Consider the following 25,583-nt stretch of genomic DNA (forward strand, 5'->3'; position numbering starts at 1 on the left):
ACTTATACACTTTGTCAAAAAGTAAAGAAATTTAGTAACTTGCGAATATTGTGCACATTACAAGAAATGGAGTCCCGCGAAACACATTTATCCACAAGTTATACACAAAAAAATTTATCGTATTATTGCTAATTTTAGAACATCAGTTCTACTGCCAGTTTTAAGCAGACAGAAGTATATTCCAGAAGCAATATTTACTTCTACAAATTCTATCAAGCAGGTTGAATATTTTTCACAAGAGCATTCTAATTTTTGCACAAGTTCACCGCCAAAATTATAGATAAAAATTTCTGCTTTTCCGGAATTAACTGTTGAAAAGATAAATTTTCCGGCTTCAGCATTACTTACAAGATAAGGATTAGGAAAGAATTTGAAAACAGATTCATCTGAAATAATTGCAGTTTTCCAAACACAAGATTTATTTTCAAATTCATCTATTGCTGTTAATATAAAATTATAAGTTCCTGAAGGTAAGGTTGTTATGTAATTTTGAGAATAAATATAAGTTGAATCATGAATCGGTATATATAAACTATCATGACCAGGATTATATTGGATTGTGTACTTTATAAACGATGGGTCAATTGCGTGCCATAAAAATTGGACTAAATTTTTTTGCGATATGATTGAAAAATTTGTAATAAACGGAGCTTGATTGTCGTCATCAAGGTAAAAGTTTAGAAATCTATCCCAGCGAGTTACTTGCACGAAAGAGAGTTGATAATATCCTCGGTCTAGCCAATTGCTAAAAAATCTAATTGAAGATTGTGGAAAATAAATTGACATTCTGCCAATGTCTGATACAATTTCGTTATTATATACTGCGATAGAATGAACAATCATGGAATCAATAGCAGATAACATTTCGTTAGAAGGTTCCTGAAATTCTTCATAATTTTTGAGTTCTGAAAAAAATTGATATATATCAATTGAACTGTTGAAGATATAATCACTATCAATATTAGTGAAAATTTCACAATAAATATCATTGTAAAGGGTATCGGAAAAGTTTTTTGTAAAATTTGCTAATCCATTTTGAAATTCGTTGAAATACGAAGTATTAATAGCAGACATTGAAATATTTCCACCAATTTGGTATCCTAATAAATAAGAATTAATATATTGCTCTACAATTTTGGATGAGAAATCTATAGGAGAGCAAGTCGGGTTCTCGGCAAGAAAGTTGAAAATTCCACATTGCGGATAAATACTGTCTCCATAGTATAATCCGTCTTCCGGCACCTCTTCTTCTGAGCCAATTACAAAATCGCAATACTCGTAAACCTCTCCAATTACTTCTGGCATTTGCATAAGGCAGGCGTCAAAAGCAAGAATATTAAGATGATAATTTATATTGGAAATTGCTTGATTCAACTCTCCATTTGCCACACTAATATTGCTTCCAGCTTGGGTATCGCTGCAGACATATTTTGTGCCTTCATCATCTTTTCGCCAACCATTTCCATGGTCCCAGAGAATTAGCATTCTTTTTTTAGATGGATAGGTGGAAAATCCCCAATTGGCAAAGTCTGAGATTTCATCCGGGTTTGCAGAATTTATTTCTCCTAAATCGTTCAATAGTATTGAACCTATTGAATTTGGGTTTTCATCATAAGTAATGAGATACCTTCTGGCAGTAGAAAAATTAAAATGTGATGATTGTTCGTCTTTTGGGTCAACTTGAACTATTATTTTAACTGAATCGGAATAGTTAACGCTCTCCATTTCGTTTATATCATCAGAAGCAGCATTAAAAAGGGTATTGTCCGCCGCCATATAGACAAGGACAGTCCATTCAGGAGCTGCGAAAAGCAGAGATGAAAGGAAGATAAAAAATAAACAAATAAATATCCAAACCGATTTCATTATTATTATTTTTCTGCTGTTAGACTCTCTCCAGCATCTCAGTAATTTTTCCAATAACAAATTCAGGAGAGATGCCTTTCATACATTTCATACTTGGGCAATCTGTCATTCTTTGATACGAAATATAACAAGGAGAGCAGTCAACTTTGTTGTAAATAGTAATATTTTCTGGATAAGCAGAACTTTCTGGCAAAATAAATCCTCCATAAATTATAATAGCAGGTGTATGAACAGCATATGCAAGGTGCATAAGTCCACCCTCCAAGCCAAGAAAGAATAAGCTTTGCTTAATGATTCCAGCACTTTTACGAATTGGTAATCCTCGTTTATCTATCACATTTTCTAAAAGAGGGGTTTCTCTGCCGCCAATTTGAACAAATTTCATATCTGAGAAAATATTTACAACTTTCTGAAAATTATCAATACCCCATTCTTTTCTGTTAGCACAGAAGTCCTGCTTCCCAGATGGGCAAATTGAAATGTATTGAAAATTAAGGTTTTCTTTTTGCCATCTTATCTCTTCCCCAGAAAAAAATAGGTCTAACTGCAAATCAAATTTTTTAACTTCCAAGCCTGTACTTTTTATAACCTGCTTAAGAATATGTTCACGATGATTGGAATCAATAATGTAGTATCTTTTAATGTGTCTTTTTGTTTTCATAATATGCTTGTTTACAGCAAAATAAACATAAGGATTATTAACAAAAAGTTCTGGATATTTTGTCTCAACCACAATTTTCTTTTGTGGAAATCTGTTTTTTATCAATCTAATTTGAGCAGTGGTCATAAGAGCATCGCCAATTCCCCCTGTAGTTTTACCCGCAAAAACACAGGAATGTTCAAATAAAAGAAAGAAAAGCTTTAATGTTTGAAAAATGTTGGCTTTTTTATTTGCTCTATTTAATTTACTCATTTGAAATTCTGTAGTTTATCTCATCGGCTATCTTTTTCATTGATTCATCAAAAACTTCTTTCATTTTGTTTTTAACTTTCAGGAAGTTATCAAACGGGGATAAGTCACCAGAAAAGACTTTTTCAATTCTTGTGACAATTTTTTCATGGATATTGTTTTCATTATAATCCAGATTCCAATTTTCTAAAGAGAATGTTCTTGTGAATGACTGACCTCTTAAGTCAACATTTATGTTTAGAAAGGGGGTGCCCACCGATGCAGATAAAAGTGTGCCATGAAGTCGTGAACCCACAACCATAGTTGCTTGTCTATATAATTTATAGTAATCATCAACATAGTTGGAGAAAAAAATCTGATTTTGGCGGAATAACTCGGAAGCAATGGGTACATCTCTGTCATCATGGCAGGAGATTACGATTTTCTTATTATTAAAATATTTCATAATTTGGCTGATAATCGTATATAATTTTTTATACCGTTGAGAAAGTTTCTTTCTATTTACTGGAAAAGGAAAAGTAAGTATGATATTTGAGTCGTCGTTGAAATGCATTTTTTTATTCTCGTCTAAATAAAGGGATGGGCATCCAGTCAGAATAGCTTTTGTGACTCCAATGGATTTTAGAAAGTCTAATGTTGCATCATCTCGGAGCGTAGAAACCAAAGCTTTTTTGTTAGTTTTACAGATGTCTTCTAAATATTTTTTCTTTTCTATTAAAGGTGGCTCATTTAAATTATTAGATGCGATACCAAGCCCTACAAGAAATAAAGGTGGATGTAATTTTTGAATCTCTTTTCCATTAATTCTTAATGACCAGTTTTTATAATTATCGCTTCCTCCAACAATTACTGCATCCGCATATTTATTACTAAACCCAATGTTTTCTTTTTGAAGACGAAAAGGAGCTCCTCATCCACGATTTATTGCACACGCTTTTGGAATAAAAATCGCATTGGGCAGATATTTTTTTAGATTTTTTCTAATTGACTGAATTACAAAATGGTCCCCAGCATTAAAAGTATGGGGACAATAGTGATGAATTATTATTGTTTCTCTTTTAAATTTCTTATTAATTCTTGCTTCTTTTTCATAATAGTTAATCTTTTTTCTAAAAATTTTTTGTACCATATTTTTCATTATAAATCACCTTGGTTTTCTTATAATTTTTCCAAAAAATTAATTACTTTTTTTCCGCATTTTTCCCATAAGAATCTTTCTGCAGTTTTGTAAACATTTTCAGAAAGTTTTTCATATTTCTGTCTATCTTGTAATATTTTCTTCATTGCATTGGAGAATTCATTAACAGAATCAGCTGCAACAAGATAGCCGTCTCTACCATTTGTTGTGAAATCACGAATTGATGGAAGGTTTGAAGCAATTATCGGTATTCCAAATGAAAGATAGTCAAATAGTTTGGAAGGTGCTGTTAAATATCTGTTGTAAAAAGTGTCTCTTAAGGGCAAAATACCAACTGAAACCTTAGAAAGATATTTCTTTAATTCAAGATAACTAAGCCAGCCAGTAATTTTACTCTGATTTTCTATCCCATATTTTTTTAATAATTTCTTTGCAAACAGTATTTCTTTATCATCTCTTCCACCAATTAGGAGAAGTTGCCAATCTTTTTTTCTCACTTTTGCAAAAGCATTTACTGCCAATTCTACTCCTTTAAAAGCTTGAAAACTTCCAATATATGCTATCTGCTTTTTTATAAATCTATCTATAGGAGTATTTTGAATCTTAATAAGTCCCGGATGTCCAGCAAATATTGGTATCTTGAAATATTGCTGATAGAGTTCTTTCTGTGGTTCTTGTAAAGTTAGCATTCCATCCAAAAATGGTATAAATAATCTTTCCAAAATATGATGTTTAATCCTATTGGCTGGATTCAGATCAGGTCTCTTTTTTAAATCAACATAAAAGTTATGTGATTGATATACAATTTTTATTCTTGTTAGTATTTTTAGTAAAAAGAGGTATGGCAAAAATGCCGGGTCCCGAGTTATTATATAATCAAAATTCAGACTTCTATGTTTTTTGACAATCCAACTTATCGCTCTTAAGTACAAAAACTCGTTGGATTCATATCTGGAAAATTTTGCTGAGAAAAGTTTAATATGAAAATTGGGAAGTTGCTTTACATCAAAATATTGTTCTAATACTTTTTTAGGAGTTCCGATGATATTTTTGCGGGCAATAAAATAAGTTTCAACTCCATTTTGTGCAAAGGCATAAGCATTGAAAGTTGAAAATACAGTTGCTGGCATATTTGAGGGGAATTTTATTTTATTCAGATAAATTATTTTCATATAAAAATAGCACGCAGATTACACACCCCGTCCGCCAGCTGGGGGATAAATCGGGATCCACCCCTCTTAAGAGGGGATTTTTAGAAATTCCCCTCTATCAAGAGGGGATACGGCTTCAGCCGAGGGGTGTGTTATTTTCATACTCCTTTGCCTGCCCCGTTAAATCTTTTCCTATTTAATGGGGTGGTCCGATTTTTTTTCGGGATATGTATGTTTCATATAATTAAGATTTTTAGTTAATTATAGTTCATATTTTTTTAAAAAGATTGATTCCTCCATTTTTTTTGTAATTACATCCCATGTGTAATGCTTTAGAACCCTGCTTCTTCCCTGTCTTCCAATATTATTTGCTAATGATGAATTTTCAAGCAGTAGAATAAGTTTGTTTGCGATTTCATCAATGTCCATTGGATTGACTAAAAATCCTGTTTTTCCGTCAACAATGGCATCCTCAACACCACCGGATCTACCACCAATGACAGGCTTTTCGCAAGCATTTGCTTCTAAATATGTAATTCCAAAACCTTCTGAATCACCTGTCTTTTTATCATATCTACTTGGCATAATGTAAACATCTGCAAGATTATAGTAAATATTTAACTCTTCATCTGATAGTTTATTTGTAAAAATTACATATTTTTTTAATTTTAATTGATTTATCAATTTCCTTAACAGTAAATAATATTTTTCGTGCCATGGTCCACATATTAAATATCTAACATTTTGAATTTTTCTGATTACTTGTGGCAAAGCTTTTATTACGGCATCATGTCCCTTTCTTTCGATCACACGGGACAAGGTTAATATTACTTTGCAACCTTCTAAATGATGTTTATGTAAATATTCTTTTTCTACTTTTGGATAAAATTTATTAATATCCACACCATTAGGAAAAACATAAATCTTTTTTGATGGAATACCTAGCTTTGCCGATAAATAGTTTTTTGTAAACCTACTTACAGCGATTATATAATTACTTCTCGTAAGAGTGTATCGCAACCAGAATTTTTTTAAATAAGTCATTTTACGAGTAACATCCAACCCATGAGCTACGGCTATTAAAGGTATCATACTTTTCATACAATAATTTACTACTCCTCGTGCACAATTCCATGTTGTGGCAATAATTATACTCGGTTTTTGATTACTCTCTAAGTGACTCTTAAGTGAAGTGTTCCAATAATAAGACATTAATTTTTTCCAATACTTTTTATCTATATAAATAACTTCAAAATTTACATTAGACAATTTAATTTTTCCATATTTTGGAAAATAACGAGTCATCAAGGTAACAGTATGTCCAGCTTTAGAAAGACTTTTTGCAACGCCCATTGCCCATTGTACAATACCACCTATATTTGGTGGAAAATCTTCAGATAATATAAGAATTTTCATTTATCTTTCAGCCATACCGCTTATATAAATTATACTTTGCTTCTCATTGAAAGTATTGTTTTTGATTCTTAAATAATGGTTAATATGTTGTTAATTATAGAACGACATTTTTTTACAACAATGGAATTTGGAATACTGTTAATATCATTAGTTGGACTGGAGATAATATACATTTTCTTATTTTCTTTATAAAATCTTTTGATATTATCAACATTTTTTTGGAATAACCCTATAGTTGAAATGTTGTTAATATGTGCAAGATGCAAAATGGAGGTATCGGGCGTAACCATTAAATCCAGATGAGATATATAGCTATTCAGTTTAATAATATCTCGCACTTTTTTCATTATATATACATTTTTATATCTACTTGAAATCCTTTTCATTATATCTTTTTTATCAGGCATCCCAAAGAGCAAGAAGGATGCATCTTGATTTGAAATATTTTCAAAGAATTGCAGCCATTTCTTTTCTTTCCATTCACGGAATTTGCTTCCTGCTGAAAGATTTATGCCGACTAAAGGCTTCTTAAATCTTTGAAAATATTTTTCAATCTGGTTATTTTTCGGTTTGGGCAGCTTAGGTATTAAGACTTCCTCGGTAATTCTTATATTGAAAAGTTTACAAATTGAAAGATTTTTTTCCACAATATAAGTATGAAATGGTATATCAAAAAGATAATCATAAAACTTTTGGTTGTGGAAGCCTTTTAATCCAATTTTATAATTCGCATTAATTATTGCCGTTAAGATTAAAAATGTTCTTGATGAATGGTCTTTGGGATTGTATAAAATATCAAATTTGCGATGTTTTATTTCCTTATAGAATTGCCAATAGTTTAATTTCGGACAAATGACTTCATCAACATCTGGCAATTGAGAGAAAAGTTTATGATTATATTTAGAAGCAAGAACAGTGATATAAATGTTGGGAAAATACTTTTTTAATAATGGAAAAAGAGGTGTCAGTAAGATAAAATCTCCAATCTTTTCTTGAGCAATAATACAAATTGTTGAGGGGTCCTCTGATAGATGATGTTCCCGACGCGGTTTTACAAAAAATTCCATCAATATGAAGATGCATTTCTTAAACAGTCGCTTAAAATAAGTTTTGATTTCCTTAAGAAGAAGTCTCATCTACTACCTCATATAGAAATTCCTCCAGCTGGCATCTCATATTCTCTGGGGAGAATAAATTTTTAACTGTTGTGCACCCAGTCTTACCAATTTCAGATAATTTGTTTTGATTTTTGATGATTTCAGCCAAGAGTTTAGCAATTTTCTCAGGATTAGTTGAATGTGTTAGAAATCCATTTTCCCCATTTTTGATGAATTCGACTGAGCCACCAGCATCAGAAGTTAGAACAGGAACTCCTATCATCATTGCCTCAATCAATGCATTAGAGATACCCTCATTTGCGGACAGCAACACAAACAAGTCTGTATCTGCTACAATTTTTAGCGGATTTTCCATAAATCCCCAAAATTTAACCTTTTCCTGTAATCCCAAATTTTTTACCTGATTCTTTAGCATTATTTCACTTCTTCCTGAACCAACGATATTTAATTTTATATTATTTTTTAATGATTGGGGGAGTTTGGATAGCGATTCAATCAAAAGATGAAAACCTTTTCGCTTTGTTAACATTCCCACACTTGAGATAGAGAATCCATTTGCAGTTTTTGAGGGTATTTTAGAATTATTTTTTAATTCTATACCATTATAGATAACTTTAATCTTATTCAAATCAATAAATTTATATTTGTTTAAGTTTTGCCTTATTCTATGGGCATTGACTATAATTCCGTCGCAGAGTATATTATAAACCAATTTATGCCAGATTGGGAAATTCATTTTTCTTACGATTCCCAAACGCAAAACATTCTTTATTCTGAACAGTTTTGCTAAAATTCCACATATAAAATATTCTTTTTTTTTTGTAGAAATTATAATATCAATTTTTTTCTTTCTGATAAATCTTGATAGTTTAATATATGTAATTGGGTCAAACAAATTTAAAAAAGGTGCGGTAAATTTGTAGATATTTTTCCCGAACTTATCGCCCAATTCTTTTCTTCTGTAGCAAAGAAAGACTTTGTGATTTTTGTTTAGCTCTTTCATTGCCATTGATGTCCATTTTTCATTTCCCCCCCAGATTTTTGCTGAACAAACAAAAAGCAATCTCATTTTGCTTTTTTTTGTAATTTTTCACTTAGAAAAGATTCTAAATTATCTATCATTTTTTTATAAGTAAATTTAGTTTCAACTCTTTTTTTACCTGCTTTGCCCATTCTTCTACATAATTCTTTATCAGAAAGTAGGATAGACAACTTATTATAGAATGCTTGTGAATTTTTAAGTGGCACAATAAAACCAGTCTCACCATCTATCATAAGTTCACGAGTGCCATTTACATCCGTGGCTATCACAGGCTTAGCAACAGACATCGCTTCCATTACAACATTTGGCATCCCTTCAAATAATGATGGAAGTATGAAGATATCTGATATTTTTAATATAGGGAAAAAGTCATCATAAAAGCCTATTAGTCTTACATAATTTTCTAAGCCATCATCTTTTATTGCTTGGAGCAAATTATTTTTTAGTTTTCCTTTTCCGGCAATCAAAAAAATCCAATCATTGTTGTGTTTTTTAGCAATCTTTGCTGTTTTGATAAGATAGATAAAACCTTTTTGTTTAGATAATCTTCCTGCACTGAGAATAATTTTTTTATTTTTTGTAAAAGGTAATTCTTCTTCAATAGGATAATTAGGAATATTTTTATTCGTTTTTATTCCGTTGTAAATTACTTTAACAAAATCATCATTAAACCATCCATATTTCATATAGGCATCTTTAATTGTTTGGCTATTTGTGATAATTCCATCTGTTAAATTGAGTAATGTGATTTTATGTTTTAATTTCTTACCACAAAGTTGAATCCCATGCCTTGCGAAAATTAGAGGAGTTTTTGCCAATCTTCCTGCCAATCCTGCTGCTCTGACATCCTTGTTCAAATTGCAAATCAAAACATCAATCTTGTTCGTTAATAAGAATTTTTTTATTTTGTAAGTATTTGTAGGGCTAAAATCAGAATGTATATTAACGCCAACAGTTTTTATTCCTTCTTTGCTTGCTTTTTCCATTAAGATGGAGTTTTTTTTGCAACCAAGAAAGACATTATGATTTCTTTCTGCTAAACCTTTTGCTGCTTTAACCATCCATTTTTCGCCACCACCCCATTTTCTTTTTCCAATAGAATTTGAAAATAATATATTCATTTTATTATATATCTTTAGTTTTGATTATCTTCATCACCTTTGGCAATGGCAATAATAAATTCATCCACTATCAGCAGGATAGATTTTATCATTTCAATAACAGGATAATATAATTTAATTCCATTACGGACAAAGGAAAATCCACTAATTTTCAATTACTTACCCTTCATATCGCATATCATATATTGTTAAATATTTATGAGTTTACTATAAAAATGTTCAAAAATGCAATATTCTGAAATTTCTTCTAAATTGGATAAACTGTTTCATGCCAAAGACAGATCTTTAGGGAAACAGTTACGATTTTTTAACCTATGAGAAGTTAATAAAAACCTATTTTGGCAATAACCATTTTAACGGTTTCTCATCATACTGATCTGACTTTTTAGAATGGACTCATTCATTTTTTTTACTTCAGTTGTTGAAATGCTATCTGTTCTTTTTAGGTAAAACACCTTGCAATAATGATTAAGAAAATCAAATTTTCCTTCCCAATCGTCACCCATTACAAAAACATCAATATCATATTTTTTAATATCTTCTATTTTCTGTTCCCAATTCTCTTCAGGAATAACCTTATCAACATATTTTATTGCTTTAACAATTTTGGAGCGGTGTTCATAAGGATAGACACATTTTTTCCCTTTTACAGCGTTAAATTCATCTGTTGAAACTGCAACTATCAAATAATCTCCAAGCTGTTTAGCTCTTTCTAATATTCTTAAATGTCCGTAATGGAACAGGTCAAATGTTCCATAGGTAATTACTTTTTTCATTGACTCTACTTGTATAATTTAAGTTCAATCGCTAATTAATATTCCTTAGCCTTTTCTTCTCCTGCAAGAATTCTAATTCCTGCTTCAGCCATTGCTTCCATTTCTCCCTCACCTGGGAAAATATAAATCGGAGCAATAAATTCAGTTCTCTCTTTCAGCCATCTGGTTAGATGTTTATCATATGCTAAACCGCCTGTTAGGAATATGGCATCTACTTTGCCTTTTAGAACTGTTGCACATGCTCCTATTTCTTTTGAAATTTGATATGCCATTGCAGAATAAATCTGTTCAAATCTTTTGTCACCTTGTTCAATTTTTTTTGTAATTTCTATCCCATTATCTGTACCTAAATAAGCAATAAGCCCGCTCTTTTTACAGAATTTCTTTTCTATTTCAGCCTTTGTATATTTTCCAGAGTAGCATAGATTGACTATTCCTTGTAACGGCAGCGCACCTGCTCTTTGTGGTGAAAATGAGCCCATACCTAAAAGTGCATTATTAACATCTACTACTTTACCATTATTCATTGCTGCCACACTAATACCACCTCCCATATGTACTGCAATTAGATTACATTCCTCAAGAGGATTCCCAATTTTTTTTGCTGTTTTTCTCGCTATTGATTTTATATTCAATGCATGGAATAAGCTCTGTCTTTCAATTTCTGGTACACCAGATATTCTTGCAATATCTTCCATCTCGTCCACAGTTACAGGGTCTACAATGAATGAGGGAACACTAATTTCATCAGCAATAGATTTTGCTATAAATGCGCCTAAATTTGAAGCATGTGTTCGTCCCCAAAAGGACTTATCTTTTAAATCAGCAAGCATTTTTTTATTTATCTTATAGGTTCCACTCAGGACAGGACGAATCAATCCTCCTCTTCCTACAACTGCATGAATAGAAGAGATGTGGATATTATTCTCTTCAAGTGATTGTTCCACAATATTTTTTCTAAATTTAAATTGGTTAATTAACTCACCAAATTTTGCAAGTTTTTCCGGGTTATGTTGTAAGTTCTTCTGAAATACTAACTCACTATCATCAAACACAGCAATTTTAGTTGAAGTGGAACCAGGATTAATTACCAGAATACGATATTTAGGCATATTTCCTCCAATTTTTTACATATTTGAAATGATGTAGAAAAATTGGTCAATAAAAAAAAACCCCCGATTTATCGGGGGTTTTTAATAATAAATGTTTAGAATGTAAAGCCAACCTGTATGGATAAAGCATCACTTGTATTAGTATAACCGACTTCGCCTTTATCAAGAGAATCAAGATTATATTCAAGTTTAACAAATGCATTTTCTTTAGGTTGAATATTAACTCCAACTATCATATTATACTCTTCCATTCCACTCTTTGAGAAGTACCCTCCATACGGGGTAACTTTGTTTAAGATAGGAGCATTAAATCCAGGAACATAAGTGGCAAGAAACCAGAGGTCAAGGTCATCAGTATTATCATCGCCATCATCAAGATTGAAAGTTTGAAAATCTAATTTTACCATATCGTTCAAAGTATAACCTATATCAAAACCCCAATCAGTGAGAGCATCATAAGTATCGCTGATTGCATTCCTTATTCTGAGAGAAGCACCAATATCAGCACCTTTTATATAGGTTGTGGCTGCACGAAATCCAAAACCCATGCCAGCATCAGAAGTATAAAAACTTAATGGGTCACCCGGGTCAGCCCAGTAAAAGATTAACTTGTGTGTATTACAGATGTTTCCAGATAGCTTTGCCATTAAGTCACTATCAAAAGTCTTTGGCTGCAGTATGCCTATATTTTTAGAAGCTAAACTTGATACATCGCCAAAAGGATATACAATTTTTCCGATTGCTAAATCAATAGATTTCAAAGTAGAAATTCTTGAGTGAAATAAATTAAGACTTTTCCATGCTGCCTTAACACCTAATGCACCTCCTGCAACAACTGGTGTCAAATCTAAATCAACTGCATAGTCATCACCTGTCCAATAGAGCCTTATCTGGTTAAGATGCCAGAATTTCTGATGTAATTCTATAGTAGTTGGATAATAAATGCTTGCCTCATGCGCTAATGCTAATGAGCTAAACAAAAGTAAGGAAATTGTTAACAACACTAACTTTTTCATCAGTATCTCCTTTTCCCGATAAATCGGGATTATTTTTAATATAACCTTTATAAACTATTTACCCATTACTCATACCCCGATAAATCGGAGTGAAAATGAAAATCACATATATAATCAGAATTAAAGATAATTGAAAGACGAATACATTAATGAAGAACTACAATACCAAAAAAGTATTCATAAAAATTCTTTGTCAATTTTTTATTTTTAAAAATTTTACTACGAGGGAAATACGGTGACAATTGCTTAAATCATTATTATTTTGAAAAGCGTAATTTAAACTAAACTGCTTATATGAAATTTCAACACCTGCAGTAGGATATTTTCTATCAAATCCAGCATATAATTTTAAGAATTTAGAGAAATTAATTTTTAATCCTGCATGGAAATCTGCACTTACATTTTTATAATGCAATTGAGCTGCTGATTTTCTCCCCTCAAAAAATATATCTGATTGAAGAGATAAAGTTGCAGGTTTGACAAGAATCGGAAAAGCAAAGTCTATTCCCATTCCCGCGAAAATATTTGGGTTCACTCTTTCTGTATTACCATTATTCCACCAGATTGGAGTTCCAAAAATATCTCTTATATTTATTCCAAACCTGAAACTCTTACTTGCTTGTAACATCAAACCAATATCTAAACCAAATCCTGATGCAGAAATATTCCCGATATCTTTATAAATGATTTTGCTACTAACTCCCCACAATACTTTTGATGAGAGCATTGATGAAAATGCAATATATCCGGCATAATCTGCATCGCTTACGTATTTATCTAATTTGGGAGGATTTTCTGGAGAGCAGGGTAGTGTGTCATTTTCTAATTTAGTTAATGGAATTCCAGAGATACCCATTCTTGTGAGTAAAAGTCCTATATGTGTATTGTTATCAAATGGATATATGAGTGCAAAAGAGTCGTATTTAAGATTGCCAGCATATTCTTCAGAATGTATAATAATAGAACTTATATCTTTTGAGTATTGCATTCCTGCAGAATTCCAATAAATTGAAGTCGGGTCATCTGCGATTGATACAAATGCATTACCCATACTTCTTGCTTTCACCCCTACACCGAGGTTTAGAAAAGCACCTGCATACTTTTCGGCTGAGAGATTTGCAGCAAAAAGAAAAGTTAATACGATAACCAATATTTTGTAGTGATTTTGCCACGAAGTCATAAAGACACTAAGATTATTAGAAAAATATCTTTTAACACTATTTTTTAAAGATTTAGAATCCATATTTATCCTTTGTTCCTTTTCACCCTTCGCAGTCCCGATTATATCGGGACGGAGAACGGGCGTGTCTTGGTAGCTAATTCCTTCATAATACTGTTACATAATTTGAAATTATTCTTTTTAACTCACCACTGTCAAAAGATATGGTAAGTTTTGTCAAATCTCCATCACCTTTAATGGACAAAATCATCCCTTTGCCAAAATCAGGATGTGAAATCCTTTGTCCTACTCTAAATTTAGAATGATTGGTTTTCCAGTCAACTTTTCTTTTGTTAAATTGATAGAAACTATCCGGATACTCTTTATCTAATTCTGAAGTTAGTATAAATTTCTCAAAATACTCATCACTAATTTCATTTAGAAACCGTGATGGAAAATTTGTAATATAAGTATCAAAAAAGCGTCTGGAATTTGCATGCGAAATTGTTAACTCCTTTATAGTTCTGGTCATAGCAACATAAAAAAGTCGTCGTTCTTCTTCAATCTGAAAAGTGCTTTCCATTGAATTGCGATGAGGAATAAGTCCATCTTCTACACCAACAATAAATACATAAGGGAATTCTAAGCCTTTAGCATTATGCATTGTCATTAAGAAAACAAGGTCGTCTTTATTGCTTGTCCTATCAATATCAGATATAAGAGAAATATTTTGCAAATATTCAATAAGGTTAGGCTCAATTCCATATTCTTTTAAATAACTCGCATAAAAATCCTCAGTTGAGGCAATGAATTCTTTTATATTATCGGCTCTGGTTTCACCTTTTATTAGTTCTTCTTTTTGATAGATATCAATAAGATTCAATTCTTGCACAACTTTTTTAATAAGGTAATTTACTGGTTGAGTCTCTGATATTTTTTTGAACTTTCCTAATAAGGAGTAAAAGGAATTTAGTTTATTGCAAAATGAAGAAGACAAATCCTTTATTTTGTCAATTTTTTGAAGAGAATTAAACAAAGAAATATTTTTATGAGCAGCAAAATCAAGCAGCCTACTTATTGTAGCTTTTCCAATTCCTCTTTTAGGGAAATTGATAATTCTTAAGAGACTCTCATTATCGTTTGGATTTGCTAACACTTTTAGATAAGCTAAAATATCTTTAATTTCTTTTCTTTGAAAGAAATTAACTCCACCTACAATCTGATAATTGATATGGTCTTTAATAAATTGTGTCTCAAATAGTCTTGATTGAGCATTTGTACGATAGAATACCGTAATATCTTTACACTTAGCTTTTTTACTTTTAACTAATTCTTGAATCTTTCTTGATATGAGAATAGCCTCATGCTTTCCATTTTGAACTTCATATAATTTAATTCTTTTCCCCTTCTTTTTAGCGGTCCACAACTCCTTTTTATGTCGCAATTCATTATGAGAAATTAGTTCGTTAGCTGGAGAGAGTATAAACTCAGGAGAGCGATAATTTTGTGTCATATAGATTTTTTTAGTATTTTCATAATCATCTTCAAAAGAAAGAATATTTCTAATATCAGCGCCCCGCCAGCTATAAATTGACTGGTCATCATCACCTACAACACAGATATTTTTATGGGATTTTGCAAGCAAGTATGCAAATTGATATTGTGCAAAGTTTGTATCCTGATACTCATCTATCATAATATAGTGAAATCTATTCTGGTACTTTTTCAAGATTTCAGAATGTTTTTGAAAGAGGTCAACCGTGTATAAAAGCAAATCATCAAAATCAAGTCCATTATTATCTAATAGATATTTTTGATAATTTTCATAGATTGAAGCAACCACTTTTGAGTAGTAAGAGTTCTCATCAATAGGATAATTTTTAGAATCAATAAGATTATTTTTTTGATTGGAAATAATTTCTAATATCCTTTTTGCCGGGAAATTCGTGTCAGGCAAGTCTAATTTTTTAATTACATTTTTCATAATATGAAGCTGGTCATCTTCGTCAAAGATAGTAAAGTTTGATGTTAAAGGAGTCAGTGAATATTCTGCCCGCAAAATTCTTGCACACATAGAATGAAAAGTTCCTATCCAGAGATTGCGAGTTGAAATCTCTCCTGCCAATAGGTGTATTAACCTTTCCTTCATTTCATTTGCTGCTTTATTTGTGAAAGTTACAGCAAGAATATTATGTGGAATTACTTTTTTTTCTGATATTAAATATGCAATCCGATGGACAATACATCTGGTTTTGCCACTACCAGCTCCAGCAAGAATCAAAACAGGTCCTTTAGTGCATAAGACAGCTTCTCTCTGTTTGTCATTAAGTGGTGATAGAATCTTACTTTTTGTAAGCATGTTAATATGGGCGAGTTATAGTCTCAGAATAATGTCCTTCTAATGTATCAGAATAGATAATAATATATGAGGATACTTTAAACCATATATAATTATAAGTATGCCAAGCTTCATCCACACTGAAAGTAGTATCCTCTTTGCTACAATTTTGTTCGATGCGGTCATATTTCCCGTAATATTCCTGAGCTGCATAAATATAATATCCATTTGCATAATAAATACTATCGTTTCCTATTGTAGATGCCACATTCCATGTAAGTGTGATTTTATCATTTGCAAACCAAAGAGTATCAATATCTGGCGGATATTTGCCAGAAATTACTGGATCTAATGGACTTCTTTCTAAGGAGCACGAAATTAAAATTGATAAAGCTGCAAAAATTAATAAAAATATTTTATTTTTCATTTTTAAAACTGTATGCTAATTCCCTGTGGAGTCAGGGATAGTTCTACATCTTTATATTCTAATTTTAGCTTTTCCCAGAGATTCCGATTATAATTTTCTGTTGCTTGAACTACATCTAAAATGGTATATCCCCAAACTATAGCACAGAATCCTATCAGAATCTGAGAAGTTTTATATGAAGAATTTGCATCTGTATAATATTGGTTCATATCATCTATTTGATTTGCATTTTTATATTTATCATAGAGATCCATAGATTTGTCGTAGAAGTATAATGAGCTTCCAGCCAGGAATATTTGTAAACCTAATAATACTTCTCCTTTGGTATAGCTTTTAGCTGAGAAATGTCCCCAACCAGGCGCTAATACAGATTTTAGACAATTTGCAAGATGAGATTGTTTTTTCTCTTTATATAATTCATAGATTTTTAATTCATGACGAAATCTTTCTCGTGATTGTTTCCATTCTAATATTGAATCCCAACCATATTTGTTATCTAATGGTATAATGGAATTTTTTTTATCACTATTTAAGTTAGTATTTTTTTCTAATGCGAAAGTATTATTTGCAAAAAGTGATATTGTTAAAACCACTAGTACAAAATTGGACAGATAGATTCTTTTCATTTGAGAAAATCCTCAGTTTCTTTATTTAATGCCATAATGTTACCAGTTTCTAATTTAACAAGCCAGAAAAGAAAATAATTATCCTCTGGAGTGATAATTGAATATCGAACTTCATAGCTATTTTTTGCAGGTGAACGAAACACTTGCCAGTGAGTAATTTTAATATCCTTACGAGAAAATTTTTTAAATGCCTCCTTTTCAGCTTCTCCAATTTTCTTTACAATAGCCCCATTATTATACTTTTTTATAAGTTCTACAGCATATTTTTCTGGGTCAGTTGTGATTCTTATCCAAGTATATGAATTATTTATCTTTTTTTTTATGGATGAGATTTTGTCTAATTGATATGCATTAGTGTAAATATCCATGGCTTTTTGATATTCCTTATCTTCAAAATATCTATCACCCTGGATAACTAATTCATTAGCTTTTTTAATATTTGCTGCAATGTTTTGTGCATAACTAATTTTTTCTAAAGCCAATTCATAGTTTTCTATAATATTTAAAGTTGCTTTATAAGAATTTATTGCCTCATCAATTTTTCTTTGTGCTAATAGTTTATCTCCATTTTCAATATGAAATAAGCAAATCTGTTTTAGTTTATCTAATACAGCCTGAGTTAATTGGATATTATATTGTTCAGATAGCCGAAAATTTTGCTCTGCTCCTATTAATTTACCATTCATTAATAAATTTTCTGCCAATGAGAAGTAAACATTACCAATAAGAAATCTGATCTCATTTTTATAATTTGCTGAATACTTTAAATATTCAAATAAACTCTCTAAAGAGGAGCTGAATTCATTATTCTTCCATTTTTTCTTGGCATCTTCAATAAAGGCTGGCATATACTTATTAACAATTGTTTTAGATAATAGAAAAGGTTCGCTTTCCGGGAAATTGTCTTGCAAAGTTTGGTATATTTTGTATGATTTTTCTGAATTATTTCTAATTTTAAACTCTATCTTAATTTTTGTATATAGAATTTCGGGGACTAATTCAGAATCCCATAGATTATCAATTATAACATTTAGATAATCGTAAGCAGAATCATAATCCTTTTTTTGGATATAATTTGTAGCAATTTCATAATAGCAATTATCTAAACCCTTATCTGCCTTATCAGAATTGGCAAGAAAAAGAAGGTCTGCTGCGGCTTTGTAGTTTTCTTTTTCCATCTCCATTTTTCCCAATTCATAATAACACTCTGAACGGTAAAATTTTGCCTTTACTTTCAAGGCTGGATTGCCTTCGTGTGAAATAAAACCATCAAATTCTTCAATTGCTGATTTAAAATCTTGATGTCTGTAAGTTTTAAGAGCGGTTTTATATGGAAGATTAGTACAAGATATGATGACCGAAATAAAAATTATGCTTACATACTTTTTCATATTTAGCTTTTAGAAAGTAAATTTCTCTGCTTCCTGCGTAATTGATTTTGTGTGATTATAATTGGAATATTATCTAATTTCCCTCCAAAGAACAGGAAAATTATTGCAAAAATTATCGTTGTTGCTAATGTTAAAAATTGATTATTAACTTTAAAGATTATTACAGTTATCAGAACAATTACGATATTAATAAGATATACCATAAGTGCAGTTACCCTTATGGAGCCGGTAGCTGTTCCGATTCTATGGGTTGAGTGGTCTTTACCACCTTCAAGTATATTTCTACCATCTCTCTGGCGAGTAAAACTTACTAATGAAATATCAAAAATTGCGTAAGAAAGTAATAAAATTGGTAATAGTGATGTGAAATTCACTGTGTAATTCATAATAACTATTTGATTTAGTAATGCAATACCCAGAACTGCGAGAGTATAGCCTATTAGCATACTTCCAGCATCACCAAGAAAGATTTTCGCAGGATGAAAATTATGAAAAAGAAATCCGAGACAAGATCCTATGAAGATTACTGATATAAGTGAAAGAAAATGATTATGTGATAAGATTCCTGTTGCAAAATAACCTGCGCCCAGGATAGCAGCCATTCCAGCAGTGATTCCATCCATATTGTCTAAAAAATTAAGAGCATTCATTAAACCAACCATCCAAAGTAGTAATATTGGAATAGTAATGAAAGGTGAACCTAAAATATTAGTCAATTTTGTTCCAAATATGAATAACAATGCTATGAAAGACTGGATAATGAATTTTATGTATGGACTCATCATAGAATAGTCATCATATAGCCCAAGTAGACAAACAAGAAACAATCCAATAAAGAAATAAGATATTTCTGTAATTGGAGGAATTAAACTATGACAGATATAATAGGAAGCAAGAAAAGAAATAATCATACCAAAAAGGATTGCTATGCCACCCAAGAGAGGTGTGGGTTTTGTATGAAATTTTCTTTCTTCTGGCTTATCAATAAAGTTAAGCCCGATTGCTATTTTTCTAACATAATAAGTAAAAAAATAAACAAAAAGGAATGCGAAAAGGAACAAAATAAAATGATGCATTTAGTTTTTTAAACCTCTTATAATTTATTGTAACTAAAAATACTAATTTTTTATGTCAATTATTTTATCATTAATTGTAGATAAATTTTAATTTAAATAAAAGGTTGACGAAAAAAATCATTAAAAAATTTTTTGAAAACTTATATGAAAGATAAAAGAAAAAAATTCGTAATAGCCATTGACGGACCTGCCAGTTCAGGGAAGAGCACAACCGCAAAACTGTTAGCGAAAAAACTGAAATGTGTCTATATTGATAGCGGAGCGATGTATAGAGCAGTTGCTCTCTTTTTAAAAGATAATAATATTGATTTAGAGAATGAAACTGCACTCAAAGAGATATTAGATAAAATTAATATAGAAATACTTTACAATTCTGAAAAAGACGAAAACATTATTTTGCTAAATGGAAAAGATGTATCTATGGCAATTCGGAATTCTGAGATTACTAATTATTCTTCAATTATAGCTACGAAAAAGATTGTTCGTGAAAAAATGGTGCAATTTCAAAGAATGCTCGCTAAAAATCAATCAATTATAATGGATGGGAGAGATATAGGAACAGTTGTATTCCCGGATGCGGATTTCAAATTCTTTTTAACTGCTTCTTTGAACGAAAGAGCTAAAAGAAGATTTCTTGAAATGAAAAACAAATCCGCAATATGGCCGACTGATAACATTTCATTGGAAAGAATTAAAGAAGAACTAAAATGGCGCGATAGGACAGATAGTAATAGAAAGATTTCTCCTCTTAAAAAGGCAAAAGATGCAATTCTGATTGATACTACTAACCTTACAATTGAGGAGCAGGTAAAAGAAATTTTAAATATTTTAAAAAAATGAAATTACATTATAGACTTATACATTCATTAATTTTACTAATAATGAAAGTTTTATGGAATTTAAAAGTTATTGGATTAGAAAAGCTTAGATTTACAGAAGGAGGAATTGTTTGCGCAAATCATCAAAGTGTATTTGACCCACCTTTTTTAGGCTCGGTTTTGCCAACTGAATCTTATTATCTTGCAAAATCGGAATTATTTAAAAATAAATTTTTGGGGAGCATCCTAAAATCAATCAATGCAATACCTATTAGAAGGCATAGATTTTCCGGAAGCAGTATTAAAAAATGTGAGGAGTTACTCAAAAAACAAAAGACCCTTGTAATTTTTCCTGAAGGGAGCAGGAAATCTTTTACCGCTAAACCAGGTATTGCAAGAATTGCATTAGCATCTAATGCAAAGATTTTTCCTGTTAAGATATTGAATATTACCAGATTTAAAGATTGCTTCTTTGGGAGAAATAATTTAACTTTCATATTCAATAAGCCCTTTTTCTTGGAATGGAATAAAGATGTTGCAGACGAGAAGCCGGATTATAAAAAATTTGCCCAAAAAATTTTGGATACAATTAATAGCATTAAAGCCAATGAAAATTAAATTAGCTGAGCATTCAGGGTTTTGCTTTGGAGTAAAAAGAGCAATTAAAATTGCACTTAAAACCGCTCAACAAAATAGTAAAGCAGCAACATTAGGACCAATTATCCATAATCCACAAATGGTTTCATATTTAGAAAAGCTGGGGATTGGCTTTATAGATAATATTGATGATATTACTGATGAGACAATAATTATTCGCTCGCATGGTATTACATCTAAAGATTACAAAAAATTATTAGATAAGAATGTAAATATTGTGGATGCAACTTGTCCATTTGTAAAGTCAGCTCAAGAATATGCCCAAAAATTGACAAAGGAAGGCTTTCAACTTGTCATTTTAGGTGAAAAAGAGCATCCTGAAGTGGCTGCTCTTCTCAGTTATATTGATGATAACGCTATCATTGTTGAAGATCCTGAAGAAAGTTTTAGCTTGCCCGTGGATAGAAAAATTGGCTTGATTGCCCAAACTACACAAAGAGAAGATAAATTTGAGAGATTGGCAGTAAAATTACTCAGAAAATGTAAAGGATTATATATTGTAAAAACTATCTGCCATGCAACACTACTCAGACAGGAATCAACAAAAAATTTGGCGCAAACTGCTGATATTATGATTGTGATTGGTGGAAAAAATAGTGCAAATACCGCTCGTCTTGCAGAAATAGCAAAATCAGAGAAATGTAGAACTTATTATATTGAGACTGCCGAAGAGTTGAAAGAAGAATGGTTTAAAAATGTTGACACTGTTGGAATAACAGCTGGTGCTTCTACACCAGAATGGATAATAAATGAAGTTAAAAAGAGAATTTCCGATATGTAGTAAAATATTAAAATAAAAATTAATTTAAGAGGATAAAATTGGAAAGTAAATGTCATAAATAGGCATCCTCAATAAAAATTGGAGGAAGTATGGAAGATAATGTAAAAATAGGAAAAGCGAAAGAAAAAATAACATCAGAAAATAAAGAGAACAAGGAGAAAAAAAATAAGAAAATTGATAATGATTTGAGAACTAAAAAAGGAAAAAAATTAGAGCCCAAACTCTCTAAGCAAACACCCAAGAAATCTCAAACATCTAAAGGTAAAACTTTAAGAATAAGTAAAGAAAAAGAAGATGAAAAAGATACCAAAGAATCTTCTAAAACGGCTGATAATACAGTCAAAAAGACTGTTCAAGAATCTCATATTAAAGAAAAAGAGACAGTTCAAAAAGAAAAAGTCGTTAAAAAATCTAAAGCTAAAGAAATTGATAAGAAGAATAAAAAAGTTAAAACTAAAAAAGAGAAACCAGAATCAGTTACTGAGTATAAGCAGGAATTAGAAAAAGAAACTATTCAATCTGAAAAATTCAAACTATCTGAAACATCCTCTTTTGAAAATCAAATCAAGATGTATGAGAAGACAATGGAAACTGTTAAATCTGGAAATGTTGTTGAAGGAACTATTATTCGGGTAGATTCAAATGAAGTATTAGTTGATATTGGTTTTAAAGCGGAAGGTATAATCTCAGTTTCAGAATTTAAAGACCCAGAAGAAGCTAAGATTGGTAATAAAATATGGGTATACATTATACGAAAAGAAGGTAAGCGAGGAAGGCCTTATTTATCAAAGAGAAGAGCTGACCTTCAACGGCATTGGGAAGGATTAGCGGAGTGCTATAAAAACAGTAAGAAGGTTAGTGGAAAAATCATAAAAAGAGTAAAAGGTGGTATGATTGTTGATTGTAATTCAATAAATGCCTTTTTACCTGCTTCTCAAGTCTCAACCAAAATCCTTCCAAATTTTGACCATCTGGTAGGTAAAGATTTTGATTTTAAAATAATAAGCTTTAATCGTAGAAAAGAGAATATCGTACTTTCAAGAAAATTTGTTATTGAGGAAGAACTAACCAAGAAAAAGACTGGCTTATTAGAGAAATTAAAAGAGGGAATTGAAATTGATGGCGTTGTAAAAAATATTATGGAATATGGTGTTTTTGTTGACCTTGGTGGTATAGATGGTCTACTTCATATTTCAGCTATGTCCTGGGGTCATATTGGACATCCCTCGGAAATGCTTAACATTGGTGATAAGATTAAAGTAAAAGTCCTCTCCTTTGATAAAGAGGCTGGAAAAGTAGCATTAGGACTAAAACAGTTAGTTCCACATCCCTGGAAAAATATTGAGATTAAATATCCTGAAGGTTCAAAGGTTGCAGGTAAGGTTACGAATATCACCAATTATGGAGCTTTTGTTGAGCTTGAAAAGGGTGTTGAAGGCCTTATACATATTTCTGAGATGTCCTGGACAAAACAGATATCAAATCCCAGACAACTGCTTAAAGTTGGAGATTCCGTTGATGCAATTGTGCTTTCGGTAGATAAAGATGAACATCGTATTTCATTAGGACTTAAACAGGTTGAGCCAAATCCATGGCTTACTATTGATGTAAGACATCCTGTTGGGTCCAAGATAACTGGAAGAATTAAAAACATTACGAATTTTGGTGCCTTTATTGAAGTAGAAAAGGATATTGATGGGTTGATACATATCTCTGATCTGTCCTGGACCAAACGAATCTTACATCCATCCGAAGTTCTAAAAAAAGGTCAGAAAGTTGAAGTAGTTATTCTGTCAATTGATAAAGTTATGCAGAGAATTGCTCTTGGAATTAAACAGCTTAAACCTGACCCATGGAAAGATATTGAGGAAAATTTTCCAATTAATTCTGAACATACAGTAAAAATTATCATGATAATTCCTAAAGGGGCATTGATTTCTACTAAGAGTGAAGTAGAGGGTTTTATCCCGACTTCTCACCTTGGGATTCCCGGATTGGAAAGTTCTGAATTAGCATTTGATATCGGTGAAGAATTACCTGTAAAAGTGATTGAAGTAGATAGAGAAAATAGAAGATTAATATTTAGTGTGAAAACATTCTTTTTTGGTAGAGAAGAGAAAGAAATAAATGATTTTGTGAGCGCACATCTTGAAAAGATTAAAGCAAAGCGCAAGGAAATAGAAAAAAAATTAAAAGAACAAAAGGCAACTGAAAAAAATAGTAATTAGAGAATTTGAGCGAAGGTCAAATGATTGGGGAGAGGTGCTAACTTCTTCCCTTTTCTTTTTAAAAAACTGGAAATTTTGCCATTACTGGTCTGTGGTCTGAAATAATTTGAAAATAGTTAATTATATTATCGTCCAATCTTAATGTTTCTATACTTCCATTATCAAATTCATCAAAACAATCTTTTGAAATTAGTATATGGTCAATTAAGCTGTAATAGGGGTAATGAGGCCAGGAAGCATAATATTGATTTCCAGCAAGAGGCCAGGTTAAAAATTTATAATTTGTTGAATCAGCAATAAAGACATTAAAAGAATTTTCCTCTTCAGGGTCGTCAATTTCGTCATTCCAATCGCCTGCAACGATGTAATCTTTTTCTTCTTCAATTGCGACTTTTCCATCAATATAGTTTTTCAAGGAGCAAGCAGCCGCCCTTCGTCTATCAATCTCTTCCCATCCACTACCTGATTTTAGATGTAAAATTATTAAATTAAAATCAAAAAGATTTCCATCCTTTTCTGCTATGATTTCCAGCAACAAAGGAGGTCTTGTAAAAGCATACCAATCTCCCCAAAACAATTGGCTGTAAGATGTTATCTCTATCATATCCTTTTTGTAAATTATTCCTGTTTTTAGATAGTAACCATTATAAGTATCTTCAGAATATAAACCATCATATTCAGATAAATTAGCAATTAATTGATTAAGTGAGGCAGTATCTGTTATTTCTTGAAGAGCAAAAATATCAACATCTGAATCTCTGATAACCTTTTCTACTTTACTGATGGTTGTCTGCCCTTTTTTCGGAAATTCCTGGATATTCCAGGTAACTATTTCTAAAGTACTTTCTTCGCCAAAAGCAAGTGTATCCTCACCATTAGTATTCTCAACAGGATTGTTCTCTCCGCAACTAATAAGGCAAGATAGTAAAAATCCAATTATTAAGAATTTTAAATATTTCCCTTGAAAATCCATTTCTCTTTGTTTTGATCCGGGGTAAACCCAAATCTACCCTATGTGGGTAGCAACAGGTTTATCCAGTTGCTACAATAAACCGAGATGCACATCTGTTCTTAAAACCATCTTTAACTTTCATTCTCTTTTCAGGTTTGGCAATCAGACGGTTGCATCACAATTTGTCGGGGTATAAACCTTTCATCCGATTACTCATTTTTTAGTTTTTTAATCTTAATATTTTTTTGTGTTTTTTTGTGTGATTTCGTGGCAAATATCAATCACCAATGTTTTCTATCCGAATGCCGAAATTTTAAATCAGGCAATTTCTTTGCATTTATCTGAAATCTATATGACCAGTATTCACCCGACTTACTCCAGGTAAATCTTAACTGCCAGCAATGCAAATCTCTATAAATATTTATTCCCTGCGAGACTAATTTATGTTCCTTAAAATTATAATA

The 25,583-nt window shown here is 31.2% G+C and carries 25 protein-coding genes; 4 read left to right on the top strand and 21 right to left on the bottom strand.

Translation table 11 applies throughout. The annotated features are described in order from the left end of the window. Window positions 1–114: 114 nt before the first annotated feature. The 19 genes from U9R23_07195 to U9R23_07285 all read right to left on the bottom strand — a co-directional run bounded on the left by U9R23_07195 (window position 115) and on the right by U9R23_07285 (window position 19,683). Window positions 115–1,866 carry a clostripain-related cysteine peptidase gene (locus U9R23_07195; protein ID MEA3476206.1) on the bottom strand — a complete coding sequence of 584 codons (1,752 nt, stop codon included), beginning with the start codon at window positions 1,864–1,866 and terminating at the stop codon, window positions 115–117. 19 nt (window positions 1,867–1,885) lie between these two features. Further along, window positions 1,886–2,779: a glycosyltransferase family 9 protein gene (locus U9R23_07200; GenBank protein ID MEA3476207.1), complete on the bottom strand. Its 894-nt coding sequence runs from the start codon at window positions 2,777–2,779 to the stop codon at window positions 1,886–1,888. Continuing rightward, entirely contained in the window at window positions 2,772–3,656 is an 885-nt protein-coding gene (locus tag U9R23_07205; GenBank protein MEA3476208.1) for a polysaccharide pyruvyl transferase family protein, read from the bottom strand. Before U9R23_07205 ends, U9R23_07200 begins: the two co-directional genes overlap by 8 nt. 30 nt (window positions 3,657–3,686) lie before the next feature. Next, window positions 3,687–3,914, bottom strand: coding sequence for a hypothetical protein (locus tag U9R23_07210; protein ID MEA3476209.1), 228 nt, complete (start codon window positions 3,912–3,914; stop codon window positions 3,687–3,689). A 20-nt stretch (window positions 3,915–3,934) separates the two neighbouring features. Further along, window positions 3,935–5,086, bottom strand: coding sequence for a glycosyltransferase (locus tag U9R23_07215; GenBank protein ID MEA3476210.1), 1,152 nt, complete (start codon window positions 5,084–5,086; stop codon window positions 3,935–3,937). 240 nt (window positions 5,087–5,326) lie between these two features. Further along, window positions 5,327–6,481 (bottom strand): glycosyltransferase family 4 protein, encoded by a 1,155-nt coding sequence (locus U9R23_07220; protein ID MEA3476211.1) that lies wholly within the window; start codon window positions 6,479–6,481, stop codon window positions 5,327–5,329. A 68-nt stretch (window positions 6,482–6,549) separates the two neighbouring features. Further along, window positions 6,550–7,617: a glycosyltransferase family 9 protein gene (locus U9R23_07225; GenBank protein MEA3476212.1), complete on the bottom strand. Its 1,068-nt coding sequence runs from the start codon at window positions 7,615–7,617 to the stop codon at window positions 6,550–6,552. Further along, the gene (locus tag U9R23_07230; GenBank protein ID MEA3476213.1) at window positions 7,601–8,668 is read right to left on the bottom strand and encodes a glycosyltransferase; all 1,068 of its coding nucleotides are present in this window, start codon (window positions 8,666–8,668) and stop codon (window positions 7,601–7,603) included. The genes U9R23_07225 and U9R23_07230 overlap by 17 nt, the downstream gene beginning before the upstream one ends. Next, entirely contained in the window at window positions 8,665–9,762 is a 1,098-nt protein-coding gene (locus U9R23_07235; protein MEA3476214.1) for a glycosyltransferase family 4 protein, read from the bottom strand. Before U9R23_07235 ends, U9R23_07230 begins: the two co-directional genes overlap by 4 nt. Before the next feature lie 14 nt (window positions 9,763–9,776). Beyond that, window positions 9,777–9,917 carry a hypothetical protein gene (locus U9R23_07240; GenBank protein MEA3476215.1) on the bottom strand — a complete coding sequence of 47 codons (141 nt, stop codon included), beginning with the start codon at window positions 9,915–9,917 and terminating at the stop codon, window positions 9,777–9,779. A 198-nt stretch (window positions 9,918–10,115) separates the two neighbouring features. Next, window positions 10,116–10,538 carry a glycerol-3-phosphate cytidylyltransferase gene (tagD, locus tag U9R23_07245; protein ID MEA3476216.1) on the bottom strand — a complete coding sequence of 141 codons (423 nt, stop codon included), beginning with the start codon at window positions 10,536–10,538 and terminating at the stop codon, window positions 10,116–10,118. Between the two features lie 35 nt (window positions 10,539–10,573). After that, window positions 10,574–11,650, bottom strand: coding sequence for a butyrate kinase (gene buk, locus U9R23_07250; GenBank protein ID MEA3476217.1), 1,077 nt, complete (start codon window positions 11,648–11,650; stop codon window positions 10,574–10,576). 95 nt (window positions 11,651–11,745) lie between these two features. Next, entirely contained in the window at window positions 11,746–12,666 is a 921-nt protein-coding gene (locus tag U9R23_07255) for a hypothetical protein (protein MEA3476218.1), read from the bottom strand. A 193-nt stretch (window positions 12,667–12,859) separates the two neighbouring features. Next, window positions 12,860–13,909 carry a PorV/PorQ family protein gene (locus U9R23_07260; GenBank protein ID MEA3476219.1) on the bottom strand — a complete coding sequence of 350 codons (1,050 nt, stop codon included), beginning with the start codon at window positions 13,907–13,909 and terminating at the stop codon, window positions 12,860–12,862. 82 nt (window positions 13,910–13,991) lie between these two features. Further along, window positions 13,992–16,184, bottom strand: coding sequence for a UvrD-helicase domain-containing protein (locus U9R23_07265; GenBank protein MEA3476220.1), 2,193 nt, complete (start codon window positions 16,182–16,184; stop codon window positions 13,992–13,994). Window position 16,185: 1 nt separating this feature from the next. Next, entirely contained in the window at window positions 16,186–16,590 is a 405-nt protein-coding gene (locus U9R23_07270) for a hypothetical protein (protein MEA3476221.1), read from the bottom strand. 2 nt (window positions 16,591–16,592) lie between these two features. After that, the gene (locus tag U9R23_07275; GenBank protein ID MEA3476222.1) at window positions 16,593–17,216 is read right to left on the bottom strand and encodes a hypothetical protein; all 624 of its coding nucleotides are present in this window, start codon (window positions 17,214–17,216) and stop codon (window positions 16,593–16,595) included. After that, window positions 17,213–18,607, bottom strand: a complete 1,395-nt coding sequence (locus tag U9R23_07280) for a hypothetical protein (protein MEA3476223.1) — start codon at window positions 18,605–18,607, stop codon at window positions 17,213–17,215. The genes U9R23_07275 and U9R23_07280 overlap by 4 nt, the downstream gene beginning before the upstream one ends. 2 nt (window positions 18,608–18,609) lie before the next feature. After that, window positions 18,610–19,683: an MraY family glycosyltransferase gene (locus tag U9R23_07285; protein MEA3476224.1), complete on the bottom strand. Its 1,074-nt coding sequence runs from the start codon at window positions 19,681–19,683 to the stop codon at window positions 18,610–18,612. A 144-nt stretch (window positions 19,684–19,827) separates the two neighbouring features. Here U9R23_07285 and cmk point away from each other — a divergent pair, with 144 nt between their 5' ends. The 4 genes from cmk (at window position 19,828) to U9R23_07305 (ending at window position 24,167) form a co-directional block, all read left to right on the top strand. Continuing rightward, window positions 19,828–20,523: a (d)CMP kinase gene (gene cmk, locus U9R23_07290; GenBank protein ID MEA3476225.1), complete on the top strand. Its 696-nt coding sequence runs from the start codon at window positions 19,828–19,830 to the stop codon at window positions 20,521–20,523. Then, window positions 20,520–21,119 (top strand): lysophospholipid acyltransferase family protein, encoded by a 600-nt coding sequence (locus U9R23_07295; GenBank protein MEA3476226.1) that lies wholly within the window; start codon window positions 20,520–20,522, stop codon window positions 21,117–21,119. The genes cmk and U9R23_07295 overlap by 4 nt, the downstream gene beginning before the upstream one ends. Further along, complete coding sequence (locus U9R23_07300; GenBank protein MEA3476227.1) at window positions 21,109–21,939, top strand: 4-hydroxy-3-methylbut-2-enyl diphosphate reductase; 831 nt, start codon at window positions 21,109–21,111, stop codon at window positions 21,937–21,939. The genes U9R23_07295 and U9R23_07300 overlap by 11 nt, the downstream gene beginning before the upstream one ends. Before the next feature lie 89 nt (window positions 21,940–22,028). After that, window positions 22,029–24,167 carry a 30S ribosomal protein S1 gene (locus tag U9R23_07305; GenBank protein ID MEA3476228.1) on the top strand — a complete coding sequence of 713 codons (2,139 nt, stop codon included), beginning with the start codon at window positions 22,029–22,031 and terminating at the stop codon, window positions 24,165–24,167. A gap of 58 nt (window positions 24,168–24,225) precedes the next feature. Here U9R23_07305 and U9R23_07310 read toward each other — a convergent pair whose 3' ends face one another. After that, window positions 24,226–25,140, bottom strand: coding sequence for an endonuclease/exonuclease/phosphatase family protein (locus tag U9R23_07310; protein ID MEA3476229.1), 915 nt, complete (start codon window positions 25,138–25,140; stop codon window positions 24,226–24,228). A 260-nt stretch (window positions 25,141–25,400) separates the two neighbouring features. Beyond that, window positions 25,401–25,583, bottom strand: a 183-nt coding sequence (locus tag U9R23_07315; protein MEA3476230.1) for a hypothetical protein, incomplete at its 5' end; no start/stop codon positions are given.

This window comes from Candidatus Cloacimonadota bacterium, from assembly GCA_034722995.1.
Lineage (GTDB): Bacteria > Cloacimonadota > Cloacimonadia > JGIOTU-2 > JGIOTU-2 > JAGMCF01.

Bases quoted from the DNA above. Each gene is read 5' to 3' on its own strand.
- U9R23_07195 (MEA3476206.1), bottom strand. From the start codon at position 1,866: ATGAAATCGGTTTGGATATTTATTTGTTTATTTTTTATCTTCCTTTCA.
- U9R23_07200 (MEA3476207.1), bottom strand. From the start codon at position 2,779: ATGAGTAAATTAAATAGAGCAAATAAAAAAGCCAACATTTTTCAAACA.
- U9R23_07210 (MEA3476209.1), bottom strand. From the start codon at position 3,914: ATGAAAAATATGGTACAAAAAATTTTTAGAAAAAAGATTAACTATTAT.
- U9R23_07215 (MEA3476210.1), bottom strand. From the start codon at position 5,086: ATGAAAATAATTTATCTGAATAAAATAAAATTCCCCTCAAATATGCCA.
- U9R23_07220 (MEA3476211.1), bottom strand. From the start codon at position 6,481: ATGAAAATTCTTATATTATCTGAAGATTTTCCACCAAATATAGGTGGT.
- U9R23_07225 (MEA3476212.1), bottom strand. From the start codon at position 7,617: ATGAGACTTCTTCTTAAGGAAATCAAAACTTATTTTAAGCGACTGTTT.
- U9R23_07230 (MEA3476213.1), bottom strand. From the start codon at position 8,668: ATGAGATTGCTTTTTGTTTGTTCAGCAAAAATCTGGGGGGGAAATGAA.
- U9R23_07235 (MEA3476214.1), bottom strand. From the start codon at position 9,762: ATGAATATATTATTTTCAAATTCTATTGGAAAAAGAAAATGGGGTGGT.
- tagD (MEA3476216.1), bottom strand. From the start codon at position 10,538: ATGAAAAAAGTAATTACCTATGGAACATTTGACCTGTTCCATTACGGA.
- buk (MEA3476217.1), bottom strand. From the start codon at position 11,650: ATGCCTAAATATCGTATTCTGGTAATTAATCCTGGTTCCACTTCAACT.
- U9R23_07255 (MEA3476218.1), bottom strand. From the start codon at position 12,666: ATGAAAAAGTTAGTGTTGTTAACAATTTCCTTACTTTTGTTTAGCTCA.
- U9R23_07260 (MEA3476219.1), bottom strand. From the start codon at position 13,909: ATGGATTCTAAATCTTTAAAAAATAGTGTTAAAAGATATTTTTCTAAT.
- U9R23_07265 (MEA3476220.1), bottom strand. From the start codon at position 16,184: ATGCTTACAAAAAGTAAGATTCTATCACCACTTAATGACAAACAGAGA.
- U9R23_07270 (MEA3476221.1), bottom strand. From the start codon at position 16,590: ATGAAAAATAAAATATTTTTATTAATTTTTGCAGCTTTATCAATTTTA.
- U9R23_07275 (MEA3476222.1), bottom strand. From the start codon at position 17,216: ATGAAAAGAATCTATCTGTCCAATTTTGTACTAGTGGTTTTAACAATA.
- U9R23_07280 (MEA3476223.1), bottom strand. From the start codon at position 18,607: ATGAAAAAGTATGTAAGCATAATTTTTATTTCGGTCATCATATCTTGT.
- U9R23_07285 (MEA3476224.1), bottom strand. From the start codon at position 19,683: ATGCATCATTTTATTTTGTTCCTTTTCGCATTCCTTTTTGTTTATTTT.
- cmk (MEA3476225.1), top strand. From the start codon at position 19,828: ATGAAAGATAAAAGAAAAAAATTCGTAATAGCCATTGACGGACCTGCC.
- U9R23_07295 (MEA3476226.1), top strand. From the start codon at position 20,520: ATGAAATTACATTATAGACTTATACATTCATTAATTTTACTAATAATG.
- U9R23_07300 (MEA3476227.1), top strand. From the start codon at position 21,109: ATGAAAATTAAATTAGCTGAGCATTCAGGGTTTTGCTTTGGAGTAAAA.
- U9R23_07305 (MEA3476228.1), top strand. From the start codon at position 22,029: ATGGAAGATAATGTAAAAATAGGAAAAGCGAAAGAAAAAATAACATCA.
- U9R23_07310 (MEA3476229.1), bottom strand. From the start codon at position 25,140: ATGGATTTTCAAGGGAAATATTTAAAATTCTTAATAATTGGATTTTTA.